General features: G+C 68.4%; 21 protein-coding genes and 1 pseudogene. 9 read left to right on the top strand and 13 right to left on the bottom strand.

Annotated elements, in window-relative coordinates; translation table 11 throughout:
• Positions 1-602: polyprenyl synthetase family protein (locus ACE3TU_RS09270; protein WP_374623122.1), on the bottom strand; the 602-nt coding region annotated here is incomplete at its 3' end.
• Positions 603-873: 271 nt separating this feature from the next.
• On the opposite strand from ACE3TU_RS09270, the gene rpmF reads away from it, so the two are divergent.
• The 3 genes from rpmF to ACE3TU_RS09255 all read left to right on the top strand — a co-directional run bounded on the left by rpmF (position 874) and on the right by ACE3TU_RS09255 (position 3,102).
• Positions 874-1,056 carry a 50S ribosomal protein L32 gene (gene rpmF, locus ACE3TU_RS09265; protein ID WP_374623120.1) on the top strand — a complete coding sequence of 61 codons (183 nt, stop codon included), beginning with the start codon at positions 874-876 and terminating at the stop codon, positions 1,054-1,056.
• A 108-nt stretch (positions 1,057-1,164) separates the two neighbouring features.
• On the top strand, positions 1,165-2,559 hold the full coding sequence (gene fumC, locus ACE3TU_RS09260; RefSeq protein WP_374623118.1) for a class II fumarate hydratase: 1,395 nt from the start codon (positions 1,165-1,167) through the stop codon (positions 2,557-2,559).
• Positions 2,560-2,652: 93 nt separating this feature from the next.
• Positions 2,653-3,102: a hypothetical protein gene (locus ACE3TU_RS09255; RefSeq protein ID WP_374623116.1), complete on the top strand. Its 450-nt coding sequence runs from the start codon at positions 2,653-2,655 to the stop codon at positions 3,100-3,102.
• 42 nt (positions 3,103-3,144) lie between these two features.
• Here ACE3TU_RS09255 and ACE3TU_RS09250 read toward each other — a convergent pair whose 3' ends face one another.
• The 3 genes from ACE3TU_RS09250 to gloB all read right to left on the bottom strand — a co-directional run bounded on the left by ACE3TU_RS09250 (position 3,145) and on the right by gloB (position 4,829).
• Positions 3,145-3,402 carry a hypothetical protein gene (locus tag ACE3TU_RS09250; RefSeq protein WP_374623113.1) on the bottom strand — a complete coding sequence of 86 codons (258 nt, stop codon included), beginning with the start codon at positions 3,400-3,402 and terminating at the stop codon, positions 3,145-3,147.
• Positions 3,403-3,483: 81 nt separating this feature from the next.
• On the bottom strand, positions 3,484-4,053 hold the full coding sequence (locus ACE3TU_RS09245) for an N-acetyltransferase family protein (protein WP_374623110.1): 570 nt from the start codon (positions 4,051-4,053) through the stop codon (positions 3,484-3,486).
• Complete coding sequence (gloB, locus tag ACE3TU_RS09240; protein ID WP_374623107.1) at positions 4,050-4,829, bottom strand: hydroxyacylglutathione hydrolase; 780 nt, start codon at positions 4,827-4,829, stop codon at positions 4,050-4,052. Before gloB ends, ACE3TU_RS09245 begins: the two co-directional genes overlap by 4 nt.
• A gap of 90 nt (positions 4,830-4,919) precedes the next feature.
• Here gloB and ACE3TU_RS09235 point away from each other — a divergent pair, with 90 nt between their 5' ends.
• Positions 4,920-5,660 carry a class I SAM-dependent methyltransferase gene (locus tag ACE3TU_RS09235; RefSeq protein WP_374623104.1) on the top strand — a complete coding sequence of 247 codons (741 nt, stop codon included), beginning with the start codon at positions 4,920-4,922 and terminating at the stop codon, positions 5,658-5,660.
• A 10-nt stretch (positions 5,661-5,670) separates the two neighbouring features.
• On the opposite strand, the gene ACE3TU_RS09230 is transcribed toward ACE3TU_RS09235, so the two are convergent.
• Entirely contained in the window at positions 5,671-5,991 is a 321-nt protein-coding gene (locus tag ACE3TU_RS09230; RefSeq protein WP_374623101.1) for a DUF718 domain-containing protein, read from the bottom strand.
• Positions 5,992-6,125: 134 nt separating this feature from the next.
• On the opposite strand from ACE3TU_RS09230, the gene hisC reads away from it, so the two are divergent.
• Both hisC and ACE3TU_RS09220 read left to right on the top strand, forming a co-directional pair.
• On the top strand, positions 6,126-7,232 hold the full coding sequence (gene hisC, locus ACE3TU_RS09225; RefSeq protein WP_374623098.1) for a histidinol-phosphate transaminase: 1,107 nt from the start codon (positions 6,126-6,128) through the stop codon (positions 7,230-7,232).
• Entirely contained in the window at positions 7,232-8,215 is a 984-nt protein-coding gene (locus ACE3TU_RS09220) for a prephenate/arogenate dehydrogenase family protein (protein ID WP_374623095.1), read from the top strand. Before hisC ends, ACE3TU_RS09220 begins: the two co-directional genes overlap by 1 nt.
• Before the next feature lie 24 nt (positions 8,216-8,239).
• On the opposite strand, the gene ACE3TU_RS09215 is transcribed toward ACE3TU_RS09220, so the two are convergent.
• Complete coding sequence (locus ACE3TU_RS09215; RefSeq protein WP_374623092.1) at positions 8,240-9,250, bottom strand: DUF2125 domain-containing protein; 1,011 nt, start codon at positions 9,248-9,250, stop codon at positions 8,240-8,242.
• 86 nt (positions 9,251-9,336) lie between these two features.
• On the opposite strand from ACE3TU_RS09215, the gene ACE3TU_RS09210 reads away from it, so the two are divergent.
• Positions 9,337-9,891, top strand: coding sequence for a gamma-glutamylcyclotransferase (locus tag ACE3TU_RS09210; RefSeq protein WP_374623089.1), 555 nt, complete (start codon positions 9,337-9,339; stop codon positions 9,889-9,891).
• A 2-nt stretch (positions 9,892-9,893) separates the two neighbouring features.
• Here the strand turns inward: ACE3TU_RS09210 and ACE3TU_RS09205 are convergent, their stop codons facing one another.
• The 4 genes from ACE3TU_RS09205 to ftsE all read right to left on the bottom strand — a co-directional run bounded on the left by ACE3TU_RS09205 (position 9,894) and on the right by ftsE (position 12,851).
• The gene (locus ACE3TU_RS09205) at positions 9,894-10,238 is read right to left on the bottom strand and encodes a hypothetical protein (RefSeq protein ID WP_374623086.1); all 345 of its coding nucleotides are present in this window, start codon (positions 10,236-10,238) and stop codon (positions 9,894-9,896) included.
• Positions 10,239-10,351: 113 nt separating this feature from the next.
• Complete coding sequence (locus ACE3TU_RS09200) at positions 10,352-11,185, bottom strand: lysophospholipid acyltransferase family protein (RefSeq protein WP_374623083.1); 834 nt, start codon at positions 11,183-11,185, stop codon at positions 10,352-10,354.
• A 69-nt stretch (positions 11,186-11,254) separates the two neighbouring features.
• Positions 11,255-12,199 carry a cell division protein FtsX gene (locus tag ACE3TU_RS09195; protein WP_374623080.1) on the bottom strand — a complete coding sequence of 315 codons (945 nt, stop codon included), beginning with the start codon at positions 12,197-12,199 and terminating at the stop codon, positions 11,255-11,257.
• Positions 12,189-12,851 (bottom strand): cell division ATP-binding protein FtsE, encoded by a 663-nt coding sequence (gene ftsE / locus ACE3TU_RS09190; RefSeq protein WP_374623077.1) that lies wholly within the window; start codon positions 12,849-12,851, stop codon positions 12,189-12,191. Before ftsE ends, ACE3TU_RS09195 begins: the two co-directional genes overlap by 11 nt.
• 158 nt (positions 12,852-13,009) lie before the next feature.
• Between ftsE and ACE3TU_RS09185 the strand changes: the two genes are divergently transcribed.
• On the top strand, positions 13,010-14,143 hold the full coding sequence (locus tag ACE3TU_RS09185) for a zinc-ribbon domain-containing protein (protein WP_374623074.1): 1,134 nt from the start codon (positions 13,010-13,012) through the stop codon (positions 14,141-14,143).
• The gene (locus ACE3TU_RS09180) at positions 14,143-14,553 is read left to right on the top strand and encodes a response regulator (protein WP_374623072.1); all 411 of its coding nucleotides are present in this window, start codon (positions 14,143-14,145) and stop codon (positions 14,551-14,553) included. The genes ACE3TU_RS09185 and ACE3TU_RS09180 overlap by 1 nt, the downstream gene beginning before the upstream one ends.
• Before the next feature lie 8 nt (positions 14,554-14,561).
• Here the strand turns inward: ACE3TU_RS09180 and lysA are convergent, their stop codons facing one another.
• From lysA to ACE3TU_RS09165, 3 genes and pseudogenes are all read right to left on the bottom strand, one after another.
• A complete protein-coding gene (lysA, locus tag ACE3TU_RS09175; RefSeq protein WP_374623125.1) occupies positions 14,562-15,836 on the bottom strand; it encodes a diaminopimelate decarboxylase in 1,275 nt (424 codons plus the stop codon).
• 137 nt (positions 15,837-15,973) lie between these two features.
• Positions 15,974-16,675 carry a gamma-glutamylcyclotransferase gene (locus ACE3TU_RS09170; RefSeq protein WP_374623069.1) on the bottom strand — a complete coding sequence of 234 codons (702 nt, stop codon included), beginning with the start codon at positions 16,673-16,675 and terminating at the stop codon, positions 15,974-15,976.
• Positions 16,675-16,942, bottom strand: a pseudogene (locus ACE3TU_RS09165) (hypothetical protein); the annotation flags it as partial. The gene ACE3TU_RS09170 and the pseudogene ACE3TU_RS09165, both read right to left, overlap by 1 nt.

Below are 16,942 nucleotides of genomic sequence, written 5' to 3'. Positions count from 1 at the left end.
AGCGCTCCCATCCGCACCGCCGCCCGGATCAGCGCCCCGGTCTTCATGGCATGCATGTCGGCGATGGCGCGCTCGGTGAGGAAGTGCGTCTCGCCTTCGATGTCGAGCATCTGCCCGCCGACCATGCCGCCGGCCCCGGCGCCGGCCGCGAGTTCGGCGACGAGACGGATGCGCACGGCGGCGTCGGGATGCGCCGCGCCGGAGGCCAGCAGTCCGAACGCCTGGGTCAGCAGCGCATCGCCGGCGAGAATGGCGGTGGCGTCGTCATAGGCCTTGTGGACGGTCGGCCGGCCCCGGCGCATGTCGTCGTCGTCCATCGCCGGCAGATCGTCATGGATCAGCGAGTAGCAGTGCACAAGCTCCACCGCCAGTCCGGCGGGCGTGGTGGCCGCGGGAGCGATGCCGAAGACCGCGGCCGCCTGCCGGACCAGCAGTGGCCGCAGCCGTTTGCCACCGTTCAGGCTGCCGTGCCGCATGGCGGCGATCAGCCGCCCGGCCGGCCGGCCGGGTCCGGCGAGGGCATCGATGCCGAGCAGTGCATCGAGGGCGCGCTCGATGTCGGCGGCGGTACTGGCGAGGTCGTCGGAAAACGAATAGGTCACGGGCAGCGTCCCAGCGGATATCGGGGTTCTACTCGAAAGTGCCGCGCATGGGGACCCCCACTGCTCTCTTGTCACTGGGGGAGTGACGACGTTCGTGCATCCGCAGACCGCCGGACCATGGCGGCCATTGTGCCGCCGACGGATTCCGCCTATCTCGCCCCTTCCCAAGGGCGAAAATCTCCTCTATAGACCGCCGCAATTCCCGACAGACCCTGTCTGTTAGACGCCGGAACGCCTTTCGGCGACACGTTATTGAACAGGAGTACCGATCATGGCCGTTCCAAAGCGCAAGACCTCGCCGATGAAGCGCGGGTTCCGCCGCTCCGCCGACGCCCTCGCGACCCCGGCCTATGTCGAGGACAAGGATTCGGGCGAACTGCGTCGCCCGCATCACGTCGATCTCAAGACCGGCATGTATCGCGGCCGGCAGATCCTCGAGCCCAAGAAGGCCTGACGTCCGTCTTGGGCGTCGCGCTGTCCTTGCAGCAGTTCAGCCAGTTCCGACGGCCGGTCCCCCTCCCGGGGCCGGCCGTGTCGTTTTGCTTTCGAACAGGGGGTTCCAATGGGCATGCGGGTTGAGTCGGATTCGATGGGCACGATCAACGTGCCGGCCGAGAAATACTACGGTGCGCAGACCGCCCGGTCGCTGGCCAATTTCGACATCGGCGGCGAGAAGATGCCGTCCGAGATCATCCGTGCCTTCGGCATCCTGAAGAAGGCGGCGGCGCTAGCCAACCACAGGCTGGGTCTGCTCACCCCCGAGCTGCGCGATCTGATCGTCGCGGCGGCGGACGAGGTGATCGAGGGCAGGCTCGGCGATCACTTCCCGCTGGTGGTCTGGCAAACCGGTTCGGGCACCCAGTCGAACATGAACGTCAACGAGGTGATCTCGAACCGCGCCATCGAAATGGCCGGGGGCGCCATGGGCTCCAAGAAGCCCGTGCATCCCAACGATCACGTCAACATGAGCCAGTCGTCCAACGACACCTATCCGACGGCCATGCACATCGCGGCGGTGGCCGCCATCGAGGACTACCTCGTCGAGCGGGTGCTGCTGCTGCGCAATACGCTCGACGCCAAGGCGAAGCAGTTCATGGCCATCGTCAAGATCGGCCGCACCCACCTGCAGGACGCCACGCCGCTGACGCTGGGCCAGGAAATCTCCGGCTGGGTGGCGCAGCTCGACCTGGCTCTCAAAGCGATCCGGGCGACGCTGCCGCAGCTCTACGAGCTGGCGCTGGGCGGCACAGCCGTCGGCACCGGGCTCAATGCCCATCCGAAATATGGCGAGACCGTCGCCGCCGAGATCGCAGCGCTGACCGGGCACCCGTTCGTCACGGCGCCCAACAAGTTCGCCGTGATGGCCGGCCACGATGCATTCGTCGGCACGTCGGGCGGTCTGAAGCAGCTGGCCGTGGCACTGATGAAGATCGCCAACGACGTGCGCTGGCTCGCCTCGGGCCCGCGCTCGGGGCTGGGCGAGATCACCATTCCGGAGAACGAGCCGGGCTCCTCGATCATGCCGGGCAAGGTCAACCCGACGCAGTCGGAAGCCATGACCATGGTCGCCGTGCAGGTGATGGGGAACGACGCCGCCATCGGCATCGCCGCGAGCCAGGGCAATTTCGAGCTCAACGTGTTCAAGCCGGTGATCGCCTACAACTTCCTGCAGTCGGTCCGGCTGCTCGCCGACGCCGCCAAGAGCTTCAACGATCATTGCGCCATCGGCATCGAGCCCGACGAGACGCGCATCAAGCAACTGGTCGACCAGTCGCTGATGCTGGTTACCGCGCTCAATCGCCGGATCGGCTACGACAACGCGGCCCGGATCGCCAAGAACGCCCACAAGACCGGCTCGACCCTGCGACAGAGCGCCATCGACCTTGGATTGCTGACCGGCGAGGAGTTCGACGCCGAGGTGAAGCCCGAGCAGATGGTTGGTCCGCTCAGGCTCTAGGCAGGCGCTTTCCCGTTGATCGCCTCGGCATCCCCCTAGCGGTCGGTGCCGGGCTTTGGCATGGTGCGCGCGACGCAGCGAGTGGAGGCCAGCATGACCGACAGCACCGTATTCATTCCGCCGGAACGACGCCCGGGCCGCGGATCCTTCATTCCGCCGCTGCTGCTGATCCCGCTGATCGCCTACAACTTCTTCGCCTTTCTGTTCATGGGTGGCAGTCCCGCCGGGTGGTCGGGCCAGTTGCTCACCATCCCCATGGTGTCGGGAGTTGCCTGGTCGCTGACATCGGGCGATCTCATGCTGGTGGTCGGGCTGGTCTGCCTGTTCCTCGAGGTGCTGAAGTCCACCAATACCGGCCGCGCCTCAGTGGTCGAGCACATGCTCTCGACGCTGGTGTTCGTGGTGTTCCTCGTCGAGTTCCTGCTGGTCGGCGCGGCGGCAAGCTCGGTGTTCTTCATCCTGATGATGATGGCGATCTTCGACGTGGTGGCCGGCTTCACGGTGTCGATCACGGGCGCCGGCCGCGACGTGACGATGAACTGAGGGTTGCATCCCTGCTCGCAGGGATGCCACTCGGCGCGGCGCTCAGGCCTTGAGCGACTTGCGGTATCCGGCGGGCAGGCGCAGCACCGAGCGATCGGCGCCGGCGGTATAGGCATCGACTGCCTCGGCAATCGGCACCCGGCGCAACTGGCGCTGGGTGGGCAGGCGCTGGCGTTCGGCGATCAGCTGGCTGACGAAGTCGGCGTTCGGCGCATAGGCGAGGGAGATTCGCAGCCGCTCGCGGGGTGGCTCGATCACCACCAGGCCCGGCCTCTTGCTGCGTTCGTCGGCGCGATCCACCGGCTCGCCTCGCTCCCGGCGTCCGGGGGTGGACGCCACGAGCCAAACGTTTCAAGTCGCCGGTCTGGTTGCAACGATTTGTTAACGGCTTCCGGAACTACGTGAAGAAACGGTTAACCGCATGACGTGCCGCCGCTTGCCGACCCGACCGACCTCGACGAAGTCCCGGGCCTCGTAGAACGGCACGAATCCCATGTAGCGATAGCTCGGGGAGTCGGGATCGACCCCATAGGCCTCGACAATCGTTGCACCATGCTCGCGGGCATGCGCCACTGCCGCATCGAGCAGTTGCGGAGCGAGGCCCTCGCCGCGCCGGGCGCGCGGTATGTAGAAGCAGGCGATCGACCAGATCACGTCGCCCTCCTCGGCGGGCGGGCCGCCGATGTCGCGATAGGTATCGCGCGGCGCGACCGAGACCCATCCCACGGCGACGCCGTCGCGATAGGCGAGCAGCCCGACCGGCACGCCGTCGGCGATGCGCTGCAGCATGAAGGGCTTGCGCTCGCTGCCCTTGGTGGCCTTGGCCTCGTCGGGGGTGACGCGCCATGCCATGCACCAGCAATAGCTCGGCCCACCCCTGGCCTCGAACAGGGCGGTGAAGTCCTTCACCGTCCGCTTGTCCACCGGCTTGAAGGTGAGCGCCGTCGTCACTCGGTCTTGAACTCGTCCTTGGCCTTGCGCAGCGCCGCAAAGACCTTGGCCGGCGGCGCGTCCGGCGCCAGCCCGACGGCTTTCGCCAGGGCCGGCTGGTCGGCTCGCAGGAACGGGTTCGTCGCCTTCTCGAGCCCCAGGCTCACCGGGATGGTGTACTGGCCGGCCTCGCGCATCCGCTTTACCTCGGTGGCGCGGATGTTCAGCGCCGGGTTGCGCGGGTCGACACTGAGGGCAAACGCCGCATTGGCCTGGGTATACTCATGTCCGCAGTAGACCAGCGTGTCGTCGGGCAGGGCGCGCAGAGCCAGCAGTCCGTTCCACATCGGTCCCGGCTGGCCCTCGAACATGCGGCCGACGCCAAGCGAGAAGAGCGCGTCGGCGGAGAACAGGTGCCGGCCGGCGGCGTCGTGGTAGACGATATGGCCGAGCGTATGACCGGGCGTTTCGATCACGCTGAAGCGCGTCTCCCCCAGCTCCACCACATCACCGCCGATCACCAGCACGTCGAGCCCGAGGATCTTGCCCGCCTCGGCCTTGGGGCCGGTGACCTGTGCGTCGTATTCCCGCTTCAGCACCGGGATGGCCTCGACATGGTCGGTGTGATGGTGGGTGATGAACACGTCCGTCAGGCGCCAGCCGCGACGCGTCAGGGCCTCCTTGATCGCCTTGGCGTCGGGGGCATCGATGGCGGCGGTGCGTCCGGAACCCACATCATGGACGAGGTAGCCGTAATTGTCCGAGCGGGCGGGGAAGATGTCGATCAACAGGGGCACGTGCAATCACTCCGATAGGCAGTTCGGGGCAGCGGCGTGACAAGCGACGCCGAAGCGGGCAGACTCTAGCCAACGATCTCGGGTAAAGCCATGACTCCGGACGTCTCTCGGCTCATCGCCTTCTACAAGTCGCCCCTGGGCAAGATCGCACGAGCGCTGCTGCGCGAGGAGATCGTCCGGATGGCGGGAAACGTGAAGGGACAGCGCCTGCTCGGGCTCGGCTTTGCCACGCCCTATCTGCGCTTCAGCCTCGCGCAGGCCGAGCGCGTGCTGGCCTTCATGCCGGCGCGGCAGGGTGCGTCGTCGTGGCCGCGCGAAGGTCCCTCGCACACGGTGCTGTGCGATCCGCTGGAGATGCCGCTGACCGATTCGGCGGTCGACCTGATCATTGCCGTGCATGCCTTCGAGCACATCGCCGATGCCGAGGAACTGATGCGGGAGATCTGGCGCGTTTCGGCGCCCAATGCCCGGCTGATCGTGGTCGTGCCGAAGCGGCGCGGCATGTGGTCGGCGGCGGACAGCACGCCGTTCGGCGACGGCCACCCCTATTCGCGCGGGCAGCTGGAAAAGCTGCTGCGCGACCACAGCTTCGTGCCCGAGCAATGGCGCGATGCGCTCTACCTGCCGCCCTCGCAGCGGGCGCTGCTACTCAAGTCCACCCGCTTCTTCGAGCGGGCGGGGCGCCTGTTCGGTCCGACGCTGGCCGGGGCCCTGGTGGTGCTGGCGCGCAAGGAACTGTTTCCGGCGGTGCCGCGCCGGAAGAAGGCCGAGCGCTACGTGCGCGTCCCGGCGCTCTCGCCCCAGGCCGCCATGGCAGCACTCCCGGACTGACGGGCCGGCCCTAGAGCTCGTGGCTGGCCTGAGGCCGCCGATGCATCGCCACCTCGCCGGACCACGGTTCGGTGACCCCGCGTCCGCCGCCCAGGTCCTCGAGAAGCGGGCGCAACCGGTCGAGATTGGCGATCATGGCCGCGCGTGCAGCGACGAGGTCGCTCAGTCCGTCCCACCAGGCGACGACGCAGAAGTCGCGTTCGCCGGTCTTGACCACCCAGAAGTCCCTCCCGCCGGGCATCTTCTCGGCCTCGAAGGCCTCGTGGATGGCGACGAATTCCTGCTCCCGACCTGGCTTCACACGCATATGCACGATGTTCATTGCCGTCATGACATCCTCCCGCTGCGCCTGATCATGCGCAGCCACAGTGTAGCAGAGGCGACGGGCCTTGACGCCGGGATTCCTTTGCCATCCCGAGCCTGTTCCCATATGGTCCGCCCGCCTTCGACAAGCCGCGACGATCGATGACCGAAACCACTCTCCGCCCTGTTCCGCAACCCGGCATTCTGAGGATTGCGCCCTATGTGCCGGGCAAGTCGCAGGCGGTGCCGGGCGTGGTGCCGGTCAAGCTCTCCGCCAACGAGAGCCCGCTCGGGGCCAGCCCGCGTGCCATCGCGGCCTATCAGGCGCAGGCCGGTCGCCTCGAGACCTATCCCGAGGGCAGTTCGAAGATCCTGCGCGAGGCGCTGGGTGACGTGCACGGGCTCGATCCGGAGCGGATCCTGTGCGGCGGCGGCTCCGACGAGGTGCTGCACCTGCTGGCCCAGACTTATCTGGGCGAAGGGGACGAGGCGGTGATGAGCCGCTACGGCTTCAACGTCTACCCGATCGTCACGCGCGGGGCGTCCGCCGAAATCGTCATGGCGCCGGAGTCCGACTACCGCGCCGATGTCGATGCCCTGCTCGCCGCGGTGACCGAGAAAACGCGACTGGTCTTTCTCGCCAATCCGAACAATCCGACCGGGACCTACCTGTCGGCGGCGGAGCTCGAGCGCCTGCATGGCGGCCTGCGGCCGGACGTCCTGCTCGTCGTCGACAGCGCCTATGCCGAGTATGTCACGGCGGCGGACTACTCGGTCGGCATCGATCTGGTCGATCGGGCCGACAATGTCGTCATGGTGCGCACCTTCTCCAAGATGGGGCTGGCCGCGCTGCGCATCGGCTGGATGTACGGGCCTGCGCACGTGATCGACGCGGTCAACCGCATCCGCGGGCCGTTCAATGTCTCGCTGCCGGCCCAGCACGCCGGCGCGGAGGCGGCACGCGATCGCGGCTTCACCGCGGAACTCTGCCGCCACAACGCCCGCTGGCGCGACTGGCTGACGCGCAGCATCCGCTCCAACCGGCTGCGGGTGGTGGACAGCCAGGGCAATTTCGTGATGGTGCTGTTTCCCGATCCTGCCGAGGCGAAAGCGGCCTTCGGGGCGCTGCTCGAGAAAGGGCTGATCGTCCGCGAGATCCATGGCTACGGCATAGCCGAGGGCCTCAGGATATCGATCGGCCGGGAGGAACACATGCGGGGGGTGGTCGAGGTGCTCGAGGCCTTCGGCGCAGCGGGAGCAGCAGACTGATGTTCGACAAACTGGCGCTCATCGGCATCGGGCTGATCGGCTCGTCCATCGCCCGTGCCGCCCGTCTGAACGGCCTGGCGCGAACCATAGCGATCGCCACCCGGCAGCAGGCCACTCTCGAGGAGGCCCGCGCGCTCGGCCTCGGCGACCACTACACCCGCAGCAATGCCGAGGCCGTGCGCGATGCCGATCTCGTCATCCTGTGCGTTCCGGTCGGCGCCTATGCCGCGGTGATGGCCGATATCGCGCCGGCGCTGAAGCCGGGCGCCATCCTGTCCGACGTCGGATCGGTCAAGGGGCAGGTGGTCAAGGTCGTCGAGCCCTTCGTGCCGGCCGGCGTGCATTTCATTCCGGGCCACCCGATTGCCGGCACCGAGCACTCGGGACCGGCGGCCGGGTTTCCGGAGCTTTTCGTCGGCCGCTGGTGCATCCTGACGCCGCGTCGGGACACCGATCCGGTCGCCCTCGATCGGCTGACCTCGTTCTGGGGGGCGATGGGCTCCAATGTCGAGAGGATGGATCCGGCCCACCACGATCTGGTGCTGGCGATCACCAGCCATGTGCCGCACCTGATCGCCTACAACATCGTCGGGACGGTGGCCGATCTCGAGACGCACACGCGCTCGGAAGTCATCAAGTTCTCGGCGTCGGGCTTCCGCGATTTCACCCGCATCGCGGCGAGCGATCCGGTGATGTGGCGCGACGTGTTCCTCACCAACCGCGACGCGGTGCTCGAAATGCTCGGGCGGTTCCTCGAGGACCTGTCGCAGCTGCAGCGCGCCGTGCGCGTCGGCGACGGTCCGGCGATGGAGGCGCTGTTCACCCGCACCCGCGCCATCCGTCGCTCGATCATCACCGCCGGGCAGGAGACGGCGGCAGCGGATTTCGGCCGGCCGCACGGCGGCAGCGAGGCTGCGACGCCGACGGCGCCGGATGTCCCGCGGATCGGCATCCGCGAGCATGGCGGCGGCGAGGACGCCTGAAGTCGGCCCACCGGGCCGGCCCGCCTAGAACAGCGGTCCGATCTCCAGCAGGTCCAGGGTCAGCAGCCGCATCCTGCCGTCGACGATGGTGAGCGTGTTGCCCGAGCTGCCGTCTGCCTCCGGCTTGCCCTTGATGGCGGCCAGCTGCAGCGGGGGCATCAGACCCTCGAGCCGGTCGAGCACCTGCTTCTGCCGGTAGGTGACCTGCGCGGCGAGCAGCCCGGACGGGCCGAGTCTGGCCTCGCCGGAGATCTCGAACATCTCTGCCGGCGCCGGCTGATCGCCGGCGAACCGCACCAGCCGGAACACACCGTCGCGGCGTTGCCAGTTGCGGATCGGGTCGGGGTCTGCGGCGAGCACGCGCAGGTCGTCGGGCAGGCCGGTGAGTTCGACTTCGAGGCTGGCATTGCCGTCGGTGACATCGAAGGCGGGGACGGTCAGGCCATCGGCCTTGGCGAAGCCGGCGAGCGCCGCGCTGCCGGCCTCGGCGTCGTGCCGTTCGCCCATGTCGATGAGGTGCGCCTCGGCGTGGTCGGCCTCGAGCTGCAGCAGGTCGCCGATGATCGTCTCGTTCCAGGTGATGGCTTCGGCCTGGACCGAGACCCGCGCAATGCGCCAGCCTTCCCCGGTCAATCCGCGAATGGGGTCGGCGGCGACGAGGCGGGCGCTACCCTCGAGACTGGTGAAGTCGATGCGGCTTTCCGAGCCGGTGAACGCATTGGCGAGGGTCATCGGCGAGGCGGCCGAGAAGATGGCATGGCTCGGGCTGTAGATCAGCACCGAGGCCCTGACCCCCTTGATCCCGTAGGTGCGGTCCTGGTCGACCAGCATGCCGTCGCGACACTCGAGGTCGAAGCGGAAGGGAAAGCCGCCGACCTCGAAGACGCCGCAGGTCAGCCGGGGGGCGGTCTCCCCGTCGGCCTCGCCGAGCATCGCCACCTGCCGGCGCAGTTCCGAGGCGGCCCAGAACCAGGCGGTCGTCCACAGGGCGACCACCACCAGCACCACCACGCCCAGCGCGACGATCTTCCGCACCGTCAAATCTCCCATGCCGGCGCATGCGTTGCGCCGCGCGGACCGTACCGGTACCAAGGTGACGACGGCAAGGCGGGCCGGGGCCGATGCAGCACAAATCCACCTCTTGGGTACTGGGATACGGATCGCTGATCTGGCGGCCCGGCTTCGACTATCTCGACAGGCAGCCGGCGCGGATCAGCGGCGTGCACCGCCGGCTGTGCGTCTATTCGCACCGGCACCGCGGCACCGAGGCGCGGCCCGGCCTGGTGTTCGGCCTCGTGCGTGGTGGGTCCTGCCGCGGCGTCGCCTTCGAGGTGGCCGGCGAGGCCTGGAACGAGGTACACGCCTACCTCAGCGCCCGCGAGATGGATCGCGGCGTCTATCGCGAGGCCTATCGCCGCGTGCGTCTTGACGACGGCCGGTCGGTGACGGCGCTGGTGTTTCTCGCCGACGAGCGGCACGTGCAGTTCGCCGGGCGCCTCGACCTTGCCGAGCAGGTCCGCCTGGTTCGCGCCGGGCGCGGTGAGTCGGGCCCCAATCCGGACTACGTGCTGGCCACCGCGGCGCATCTGCGCGAACTGGGCATTCGCGATCCGCTGCTCGACCAGCTCGTCGCGGCGCTCGACGGGCGCGACCTTCCGTCGCTGGAGAGCGCCTGAGTTCAGGCGGCGCTGAGCCCGATGGACGGCTCGGCTCCCTCGAGGTCCCACAGCACGGTGAGCCGCTCGATCTCGTCGGCGCTGGTCTCGACGTGAAAGACCCGGTCGGCGCAATCCATGGCGAGGCGGAAGCGGGCACGGCTGACCGGATCGCCGACCAGGTCGACGGCGGAACCGACCCACAGCACGTGATGGCCGAGCGCGATCAGGTAGAGATCGTCGCCCCGGAAGGAGAAATCCTCGATGCGTTCGGGGGCCAGCGCATAGAAACGCCCCGAGCGCCCGCGCCAGTTGACCGGCCTAGCCTGGCCTCTCGCCAGCATCTCCCGCTCGAAAACCGGCACCATGAACGCTCCCCTTCGCGCCATCGCAACAAGGAACAAATATAGAACAAACTTGACTCAAATGTCAAGGGCCGTTGCCGCGCACACCATATCTATGGTCTGTGTCGCGAAATGCGTCAATCCCTAGTGGTTGGCGCCGGGCCGGGGACTTCGCCGCGCCGCAGCGCCTCGAGCCGGTCGTGCAGCGGCTGCGGCACGGGGCGGTTCAGCCCCGCTTCGTACGCCGACAGGATCAGGCGGTTGGTCTCGGCTTCGATGGCCTCGATCAGCCGGGCGCGAAAGACCTCGCTCGGCAGGCCCGGGGGGATGGCGGGCAGGAACCGCGCGCGCGCCGTTCCCGGCCACAGCAGCAGGCTCCTCCGCCCCCAGAACAGGCCGGAATTGACGCCCACCGGCACTACCGGCACGCCGAGCCCCTCATAGAGCCGGACGATGCCGTAGCGATAGTCGTGATCGGTCAGCGGCGCCTTGCGCGTGCCCTCGGGGAAGATGATGATTCGGGCGCCGCGGGCGAGCGCGGCGCGCGCCTCCTCGATCATCCGCGGGATGGCGTCGCCACCGAGCGAGCGGTCGAGCCGGATGGTGTCGAAGCTCATCGCCGCGTGACCGAAGAAGGGGATGTCCATCAGCTCCTTCTTGGCGACGAAGGCGGGGCGTCGCGCGGCCGGCAGCAGGGCGAAGATGTCCCAGTCGCTCATGTGCTTGCTGGCGATGATGCAGGGGCCGTCCGGGATGTTCTCCTCGCCGCCGATGTCGGTGCGGATGCCGGCGATCAGGCGCAGCGCCGCGAGGTGCGAGTGGACCCAGTAGAGCGCCAGCGCCCAGCCGAGCGGCGTGCGCCGCCGGGCGATCATGGCGATCAGCCCGACGATGATCGCGAGGATCGCCGTCTGCACATAGAACAGCAGGTAGAACAGCAGCGATCGGATCGCTGACAGGACTGTCGACATGGCTCCCCCCGCGTCCGTCGCACCCTGCCGCTCGGCGCCGGTCGGGGCAAGGCAGAAAATGCCGGCGGGTCAGGATGTTCGCTGCAGGAAGCGGCGGACCGTGAGACGCGAGGTGATGGCGGTCAGAGCGGCGATCACCGGGACGACGGCGAGGATGCCGAGCATGCCGTCGATGCCGAGCGCGAAGCGTCCGAACAGCACGCCCAGCTGCTGGTTGGCTTCGGTCGGCACCATCGAGCCGGCAGCGAGCCCCACCAGCAGGAAGAAGGCGAGGGCGGCGATGCCGCCGAACAGGCCGCCGCGAAAACCGATGGTCAGGAATCGTCCCTGGAATTCGCCGGCGATGAAGCTGTTGGAGGCCCCGATGAAGTGCAGCACGTCGACGATCTCGCGGTTGGACGACATGGTGCCGCGGGTGGCGAAGATGATCGCCAGCACCGTCGCCACGACGATCATGCCGAGGACCAGCAGCCCCGAAGCGACGATGGTGCCGGCCATGACGTTGAGTTGCTGGCGCCAGGCGGCATGGGTGTCGAGGCTCGCCCCCTTGACGCCGGCCTCGAGGTCGCGCTTCAGCTTGTCGAGATCGGCCTCGGCAGGATCGGCAAGCTGCACGGCGACCAGCCGGGGAATGTCGATGGCGGAGATGTCGAGCCCCTTGCCGAGCCAGGGCTCGAGCAGCTTCTGGCTGTCCTCGAGCGACAGGGCGCGCGCCGAGGCCACCCCCGGGGTCGCCTCGGCCAGCGCGACGGCGATCCGCAGGTTGGACTCCATCACCTCGCCCTCGACGGGCCGCAGCTGGATGGTGACCTCGCGTCCCACGTCGGAGGACCAGGCTATCGCCGATTTCTGCACGAGGACCACGCCGCCCAGCGTCACGCCGGAGAGGAACGTCATGATGGCGATGAGCAGCACCAGGGTCCGTCCGGCGACCGAACGCTCGGGCACGATCGGAGCGCTGTGCTCCCGGCTGGCGAATCCCGCCAGCGGCGGCAGGCGCAGGTCAAGCCGCATCGAAGGCCACCTCGCCGTCGCGCAGCGTGATCCTGGGGAACGGGAAGTTCTCGAGCAGGGCCATCTCGTGGGTGGCGAGGATGATGGTGGTTCCCATCCGGTTGAGTTCGGCGAACAGCCGGACGAGGCGCAGCGACAGGTCGGGGTCGACATTGCCGGTCGGCTCGTCGGCGAGCAGGATGTCGGGTCGCCCGATCACCGCGCGGGCGATGGCGGCGCGTTGCTTCTCGCCGCCCGAGAGCACCGCCGGCAGGGCGTCCAGGCGCTGGCCCAGGCCCACCCACTCGAGGAGCTCCGTCACGTTGGCGCGATAGGCGCCTTCCGGCTCGCCCAGGACCCGCAGCGGCAGCGCCACGTTCTCGTAGGTGGTCAGGTGGTCGAGCAGGCGGAACTCCTGGAACACGATGCCGATGTGGCGGCGCATCTGCAGCAGCGCATCCTGGTCGAGCGCCGAGGTGTCCTTGCCGAACAGCGTCACCCGGCCGCGCGTCGGGCGCAGCGAGAGCAGCAGCAGCTTGAGCAGCGAGGTCTTTCCCGAACCCGACGGGCCGGTGAGGAAGTGAAACGTGCCGGGTTCGATCCGGAAGCTGAGGTCGCGCAGGATTTCCGGCCCCTGCCCGTAGCGCAGCCCGACATTGGAAAACTCGATCACCGGGCCATCCGCTCCGAATCAGTCGTTCGGCATCATATCAAAGCGGTCACGTCCGCTCCGGACTTGTGGCCGCAAATTCCGCCCAAATCTTGATCCGCCGGCGATCGCCGGCAGCGTCGGTTTGACAAACCTTAACCCGGAACGGGCTAGGCTCGGCCATGCGCTCGCCCCAGCCCGCCAGCATCGTCATTGTCTGCCCGCATTGCGGCACGCGCTACCAGCTGCCGCCCGAGGCCATCGGTCCGGACGGGCGCAAGGTGGCGTGTGCGCATTGCGGCAAGTCGTGGCTGGCCGAGCGGCCGCCGCCGCAGCCGGTGCCGCCGCCCCGGGAGGACGACCGGCTGTTCTCCCCGGCCGACGAGGACAAGCTGGACAAGAGCTTTGCCGCCGAGGAACGCTCCATCAGTTCGCAGGTGCCGACGCCGCTGAAGTCGGCCCTCAAGCGCGGCGAGCCGCCATCGCCCGAGGTGGCCCGCTCGATCGCCGAGATCAAGGCGGCGATCGCCCCCAAGGCGAAGGCGGCGGCGGCGAAACCCGCCGATGGCGAGGCGGGAGGCGGAAGCCCGGCCGAGCGCAGGCCCGGGCCGGCGGTCAAGTCCGGCGGTGCGCGGGCCCTGGCGGTCGCGCGGGCACAGGCTGCCCGCGACACGGCCAGGAAGCTGGGCGCACTGATCCGGCAGCGCCTGACCAGCGACCGCAACCTGCCGACGGTTCGGCTGACGCGCCTGTCGCGCGTCGTGGCGGTTGGCCTTCTGGGCTCGGTCCTTGTCGGAGGCGTGCTGCTGCGCGGCGAGATGGTGCGGCTGATCCCCGACCTTGCCGGCCTCTATGCCGCCGTCGGACTGAAGGTGAATGTTGTCGGCCTCGACTTCGCCGACGTCTCGACCCTGCTCAGCCGGCGCGGCGAGGAAACGCTGATCAGCGTCAATGCCTCGATCGTCGGGCTCGAGCAGCGCCGCGTCGCGGTGCCGCCGGTGATCGTCACCCTGCTCGATGCCGAGGACAAGCCCGTCTACCAGTGGAGCGTCGTCACCCGGGCGCGCGACCTCGAGCCGGGCGAACTGGTCAGCCTGTCGACCGAGCTGCCTTCCCCCCCCGATGCTGCCGTTCGAGTCCGGCTGAGCTTTGCCGAGGGGTTGTCGCTCGGCAGCGAGGGGGCGCTCACGCAGATCGACGAACCCGCCGCCGAGGCGGCTGCTCCGGCGGCCAACCCGCTGGTCGTCGAACACGACGCCGCCGCGCAGAGCCACGAGGGCGCGGCCACCGATACCCACGAACAGGCAGCCCACTGATGGCCAGGATACTGATTGCCGAAGACGACGACAGCGTGCGGGCCTTCGTGGCGCGGGCGCTGGCACATGCCGGGCACGAGGTGGTGGAGGCCGAGGATGGCGGCCTCGCCTCGGAGATCATGATCGCCGAGAATGGCCGCTTCGACCTGCTGCTCAGCGACATCAAGATGCCGGTGATGGACGGCATCGGGCTCGCCCTCAACGTCGCATCGAGCTGGCCGGACGTGACCATCGTCCTGATGACCGGGTTCGCCGACCAGCGGGAGCGCGCGCACGGACTCGAGGCGCTCATCTACGACGTGATCGCCAAGCCGTTCACGCTGCAGCAGATGCTCGACAAGGTGGACGACGCGCTCAACGGCCGTCCGGCCGAGATCGTCTCGCTGGCCCGGCAGGCGCTACAGGGGTAGTCCGGCGGCTAGAGCCAGTCCGGGACGCTGTCGAGGGCGATCAGCTCGGCGATCGACCGGCGCGGCCGGATGACGTGCCAGCGCGCTCCGTCGACCAGCACCTCGGGAATCAGCGGACGGGAATTGTAGGTCGAGGCCATCACCGCCCCGTAGGCGCCGGCGCTCATCACCGCCAGCAGGTCGCCCTCCCGCACCCCCTCGATGTCGCGATCCTGCGCGATGAAGTCGCCGGTCTCGCAGACCGGGCCGACGATATCGGTCCTGAGGCGCGGCAGATTGGAGTGCACGACAGGCTGGATGTCGTGGTGCGCCTCGTAGAGCGTGGGGCGGATCAGGTCGTTCATCGCCGCATCGACGATGACGAAGGTCTTGGCTCCGGGGAGGTTCCTCGCGCCTTCCTTCACGTATTCGACCCGGGTGACGAGGATGCCGGCATTGCCGACGATCAGCCGGCCCGGCTCGAGGACGAGGCCGATGCCGAGCGGGCCGACATGCCGACGGACGATGGCGGCATAGGCCATCGGGTCGGGCGGCGCCTCCTGGTCGAAATGGTAGGGGATGCCGAGGCCGCCGCCGACATCGGCATGGCGGATATCGTGGCCGGCGGCCCTGAGGTCGCGCACCAGTTCGGCCAGCAGCGCGAAGGCGTTGTCGAACGGCGTCATGTCGGTGATCTGGCTGCCGATATGCATGTCGACGCCGATGGCGCGCACGCCGGGGAGCGCGGCGATGCGCGCATAGACCTCGCGGGCGCGGGTGAAGGGGATGCCGAACTTGTTCTCGGCCTTGCCGGTCGAGATCTTCTTGTGCGTGCCTGCATCGACATCGGGGTTGATGCGTACCGAGACCGGCGCGGTCGTGCCCATCGACACGGCGACATCGCTCAGCCGCTCGAGTTCGGGCTCGCTTTCGAGGTTGAAGCACTTGATGCCCAGTTCGAGGGCCCGGCGCATCTCGGCGAAGGTCTTGCCGACGCCGGAGAAGACGATCCGGCCCGGCGCGATCCCCGCCGCGACGGCGCGCTCCAGTTCGCCACCCGAAACCACGTCGGCGCCGGCGCCTTCCCTGGCGACGACCTTCAGCACGGCCTGGTTGGAATTGGCCTTCATGGCATAGGCGATGAGCGTATCGATGCCGGCGAACGCCTCGCGCATCACACGGACATGCCGTCGCAGCGTCGCCGCCGAGTAGACGTAGAACGGCGTGCCGACCGAACCGGCCAGCGCCGAGACGTCGACCTCTTCGGCGAACAGGCGGTCGCCGCGATACTCGAAATGATGCACCAAGGTCGTCTCACCCCACCAACCACGGGCGAAAGCTCTAGGCGAAAGGCGGGGAAAGAGGAAGCTGGAGTTGTTGATGGGGGTGATTGAGGAGCGTGATGGTCGGGTTGTCCTCTCCCGTTCGCGCTGGTGGAGGATCAGAGCGGCCAGTGATGCTCGATCCGCTCGGCGACCAGGCGCTGGATTTCCCACAGGTTGCGGTCGTGGATGCCCAGTTCCTCCAGCTTGTGCACGGTCGAAAGCACGTATTCGGCCATCGAGCCCTTCCAGCCATGCGCCTGGGCCAGGCGGTCGGCGCGCTCGGCGAGATCGAGGCCGCCGACATAGCGCGGGTCCCGGCGGTTGATGACGAAGGCCAGCACGGTGAGCGGGCCCGTCTCGGTCATCGCCTTGATCCAGCGGGCCGGAAACGCCGAGGGTACCATGCTCATCTCGCGACGGATCAGCTTGTGCAGGTTTTCCCGCAGCCGCTCGGCCGGGAGGCGGTAGGCAACGCCGCGGCAGGTGCCGCCGCGATCGAGGCACAGCATCAGGCCGGGCTGCCTGGGGTTGCCCCGGAAGCGCTGGTCGAACAGGCAGAAATTGCGATGCCAGCCCCTGGCCACGGCGATGCGCTCGGCGTCGAACTCGGTGGCCGGGTTCCAGATCAGCGATCCGTAGGCGAAGATCCAGAAATCCCCGGCCGGCGCCGTCGCGACATAGCGCTCGACTTCGGCGTCATAGTCCGCATCCGTCGCCGGGCGGACAAAGGCGTAGCCGGGTGGGCCCGGATCGTCGATGACGGGGATGCGGGCCAGGTGATCCCGGGTCAGATGCAAGGTGCGGGGCTTGAGTGGCACTACTCCGCCCCGTCTCCGTGCCCGCCCGGGCGGCTGACGCGGACCGGTTCGGTCTCCTCGCCCGTCAGCAGCTTCTTCCAGCGGGCCGCCTGCGCCGCGACATTGTGCGGGGCGGTGCCGCCATAGCTCCGGCGGGCCGCCACCGAGGCCTCGACGCTCAGCACCTTGTGGATGCGGCTGTCGATGCGATGGTCGACGAACTTGAAGTCCTCGATGGTCAGGCCGTCGAGGCCGATGCCCTTCTGCTCGCACAGCGCCACCAGCTGC

Source organism: Devosia sp. (assembly GCF_041917035.1).
Taxonomy (GTDB): Bacteria; Pseudomonadota; Alphaproteobacteria; order Rhizobiales; family Devosiaceae; genus Devosia_A.
Note: the sequence above shows the minus strand (reverse complement) of the source record. Positions and strands in the feature narration are given on the sequence as shown.

Excerpts from the sequence above, each read along its gene's own strand:
- rpmF (WP_374623120.1), top strand. The coding sequence starts at position 874 with ATGGCCGTTCCAAAGCGCAAGACCTCGCCGATGAAGCGCGGGTTCCGC.
- fumC (WP_374623118.1), top strand. The coding sequence starts at position 1,165 with ATGGGCATGCGGGTTGAGTCGGATTCGATGGGCACGATCAACGTGCCG.
- ACE3TU_RS09255 (WP_374623116.1), top strand. The coding sequence starts at position 2,653 with ATGACCGACAGCACCGTATTCATTCCGCCGGAACGACGCCCGGGCCGC.
- ACE3TU_RS09235 (WP_374623104.1), top strand. The coding sequence starts at position 4,920 with ATGACTCCGGACGTCTCTCGGCTCATCGCCTTCTACAAGTCGCCCCTG.
- ACE3TU_RS09230 (WP_374623101.1), bottom strand. The coding sequence starts at position 5,991 with ATGACGGCAATGAACATCGTGCATATGCGTGTGAAGCCAGGTCGGGAG.
- hisC (WP_374623098.1), top strand. The coding sequence starts at position 6,126 with ATGACCGAAACCACTCTCCGCCCTGTTCCGCAACCCGGCATTCTGAGG.
- ACE3TU_RS09220 (WP_374623095.1), top strand. The coding sequence starts at position 7,232 with ATGTTCGACAAACTGGCGCTCATCGGCATCGGGCTGATCGGCTCGTCC.
- ACE3TU_RS09210 (WP_374623089.1), top strand. The coding sequence starts at position 9,337 with ATGCAGCACAAATCCACCTCTTGGGTACTGGGATACGGATCGCTGATC.
- ACE3TU_RS09205 (WP_374623086.1), bottom strand. The coding sequence starts at position 10,238 with ATGGTGCCGGTTTTCGAGCGGGAGATGCTGGCGAGAGGCCAGGCTAGG.
- ACE3TU_RS09200 (WP_374623083.1), bottom strand. The coding sequence starts at position 11,185 with ATGTCGACAGTCCTGTCAGCGATCCGATCGCTGCTGTTCTACCTGCTG.
- ACE3TU_RS09195 (WP_374623080.1), bottom strand. The coding sequence starts at position 12,199 with ATGCGGCTTGACCTGCGCCTGCCGCCGCTGGCGGGATTCGCCAGCCGG.
- ACE3TU_RS09185 (WP_374623074.1), top strand. The coding sequence starts at position 13,010 with ATGCGCTCGCCCCAGCCCGCCAGCATCGTCATTGTCTGCCCGCATTGC.
- ACE3TU_RS09180 (WP_374623072.1), top strand. The coding sequence starts at position 14,143 with ATGGCCAGGATACTGATTGCCGAAGACGACGACAGCGTGCGGGCCTTC.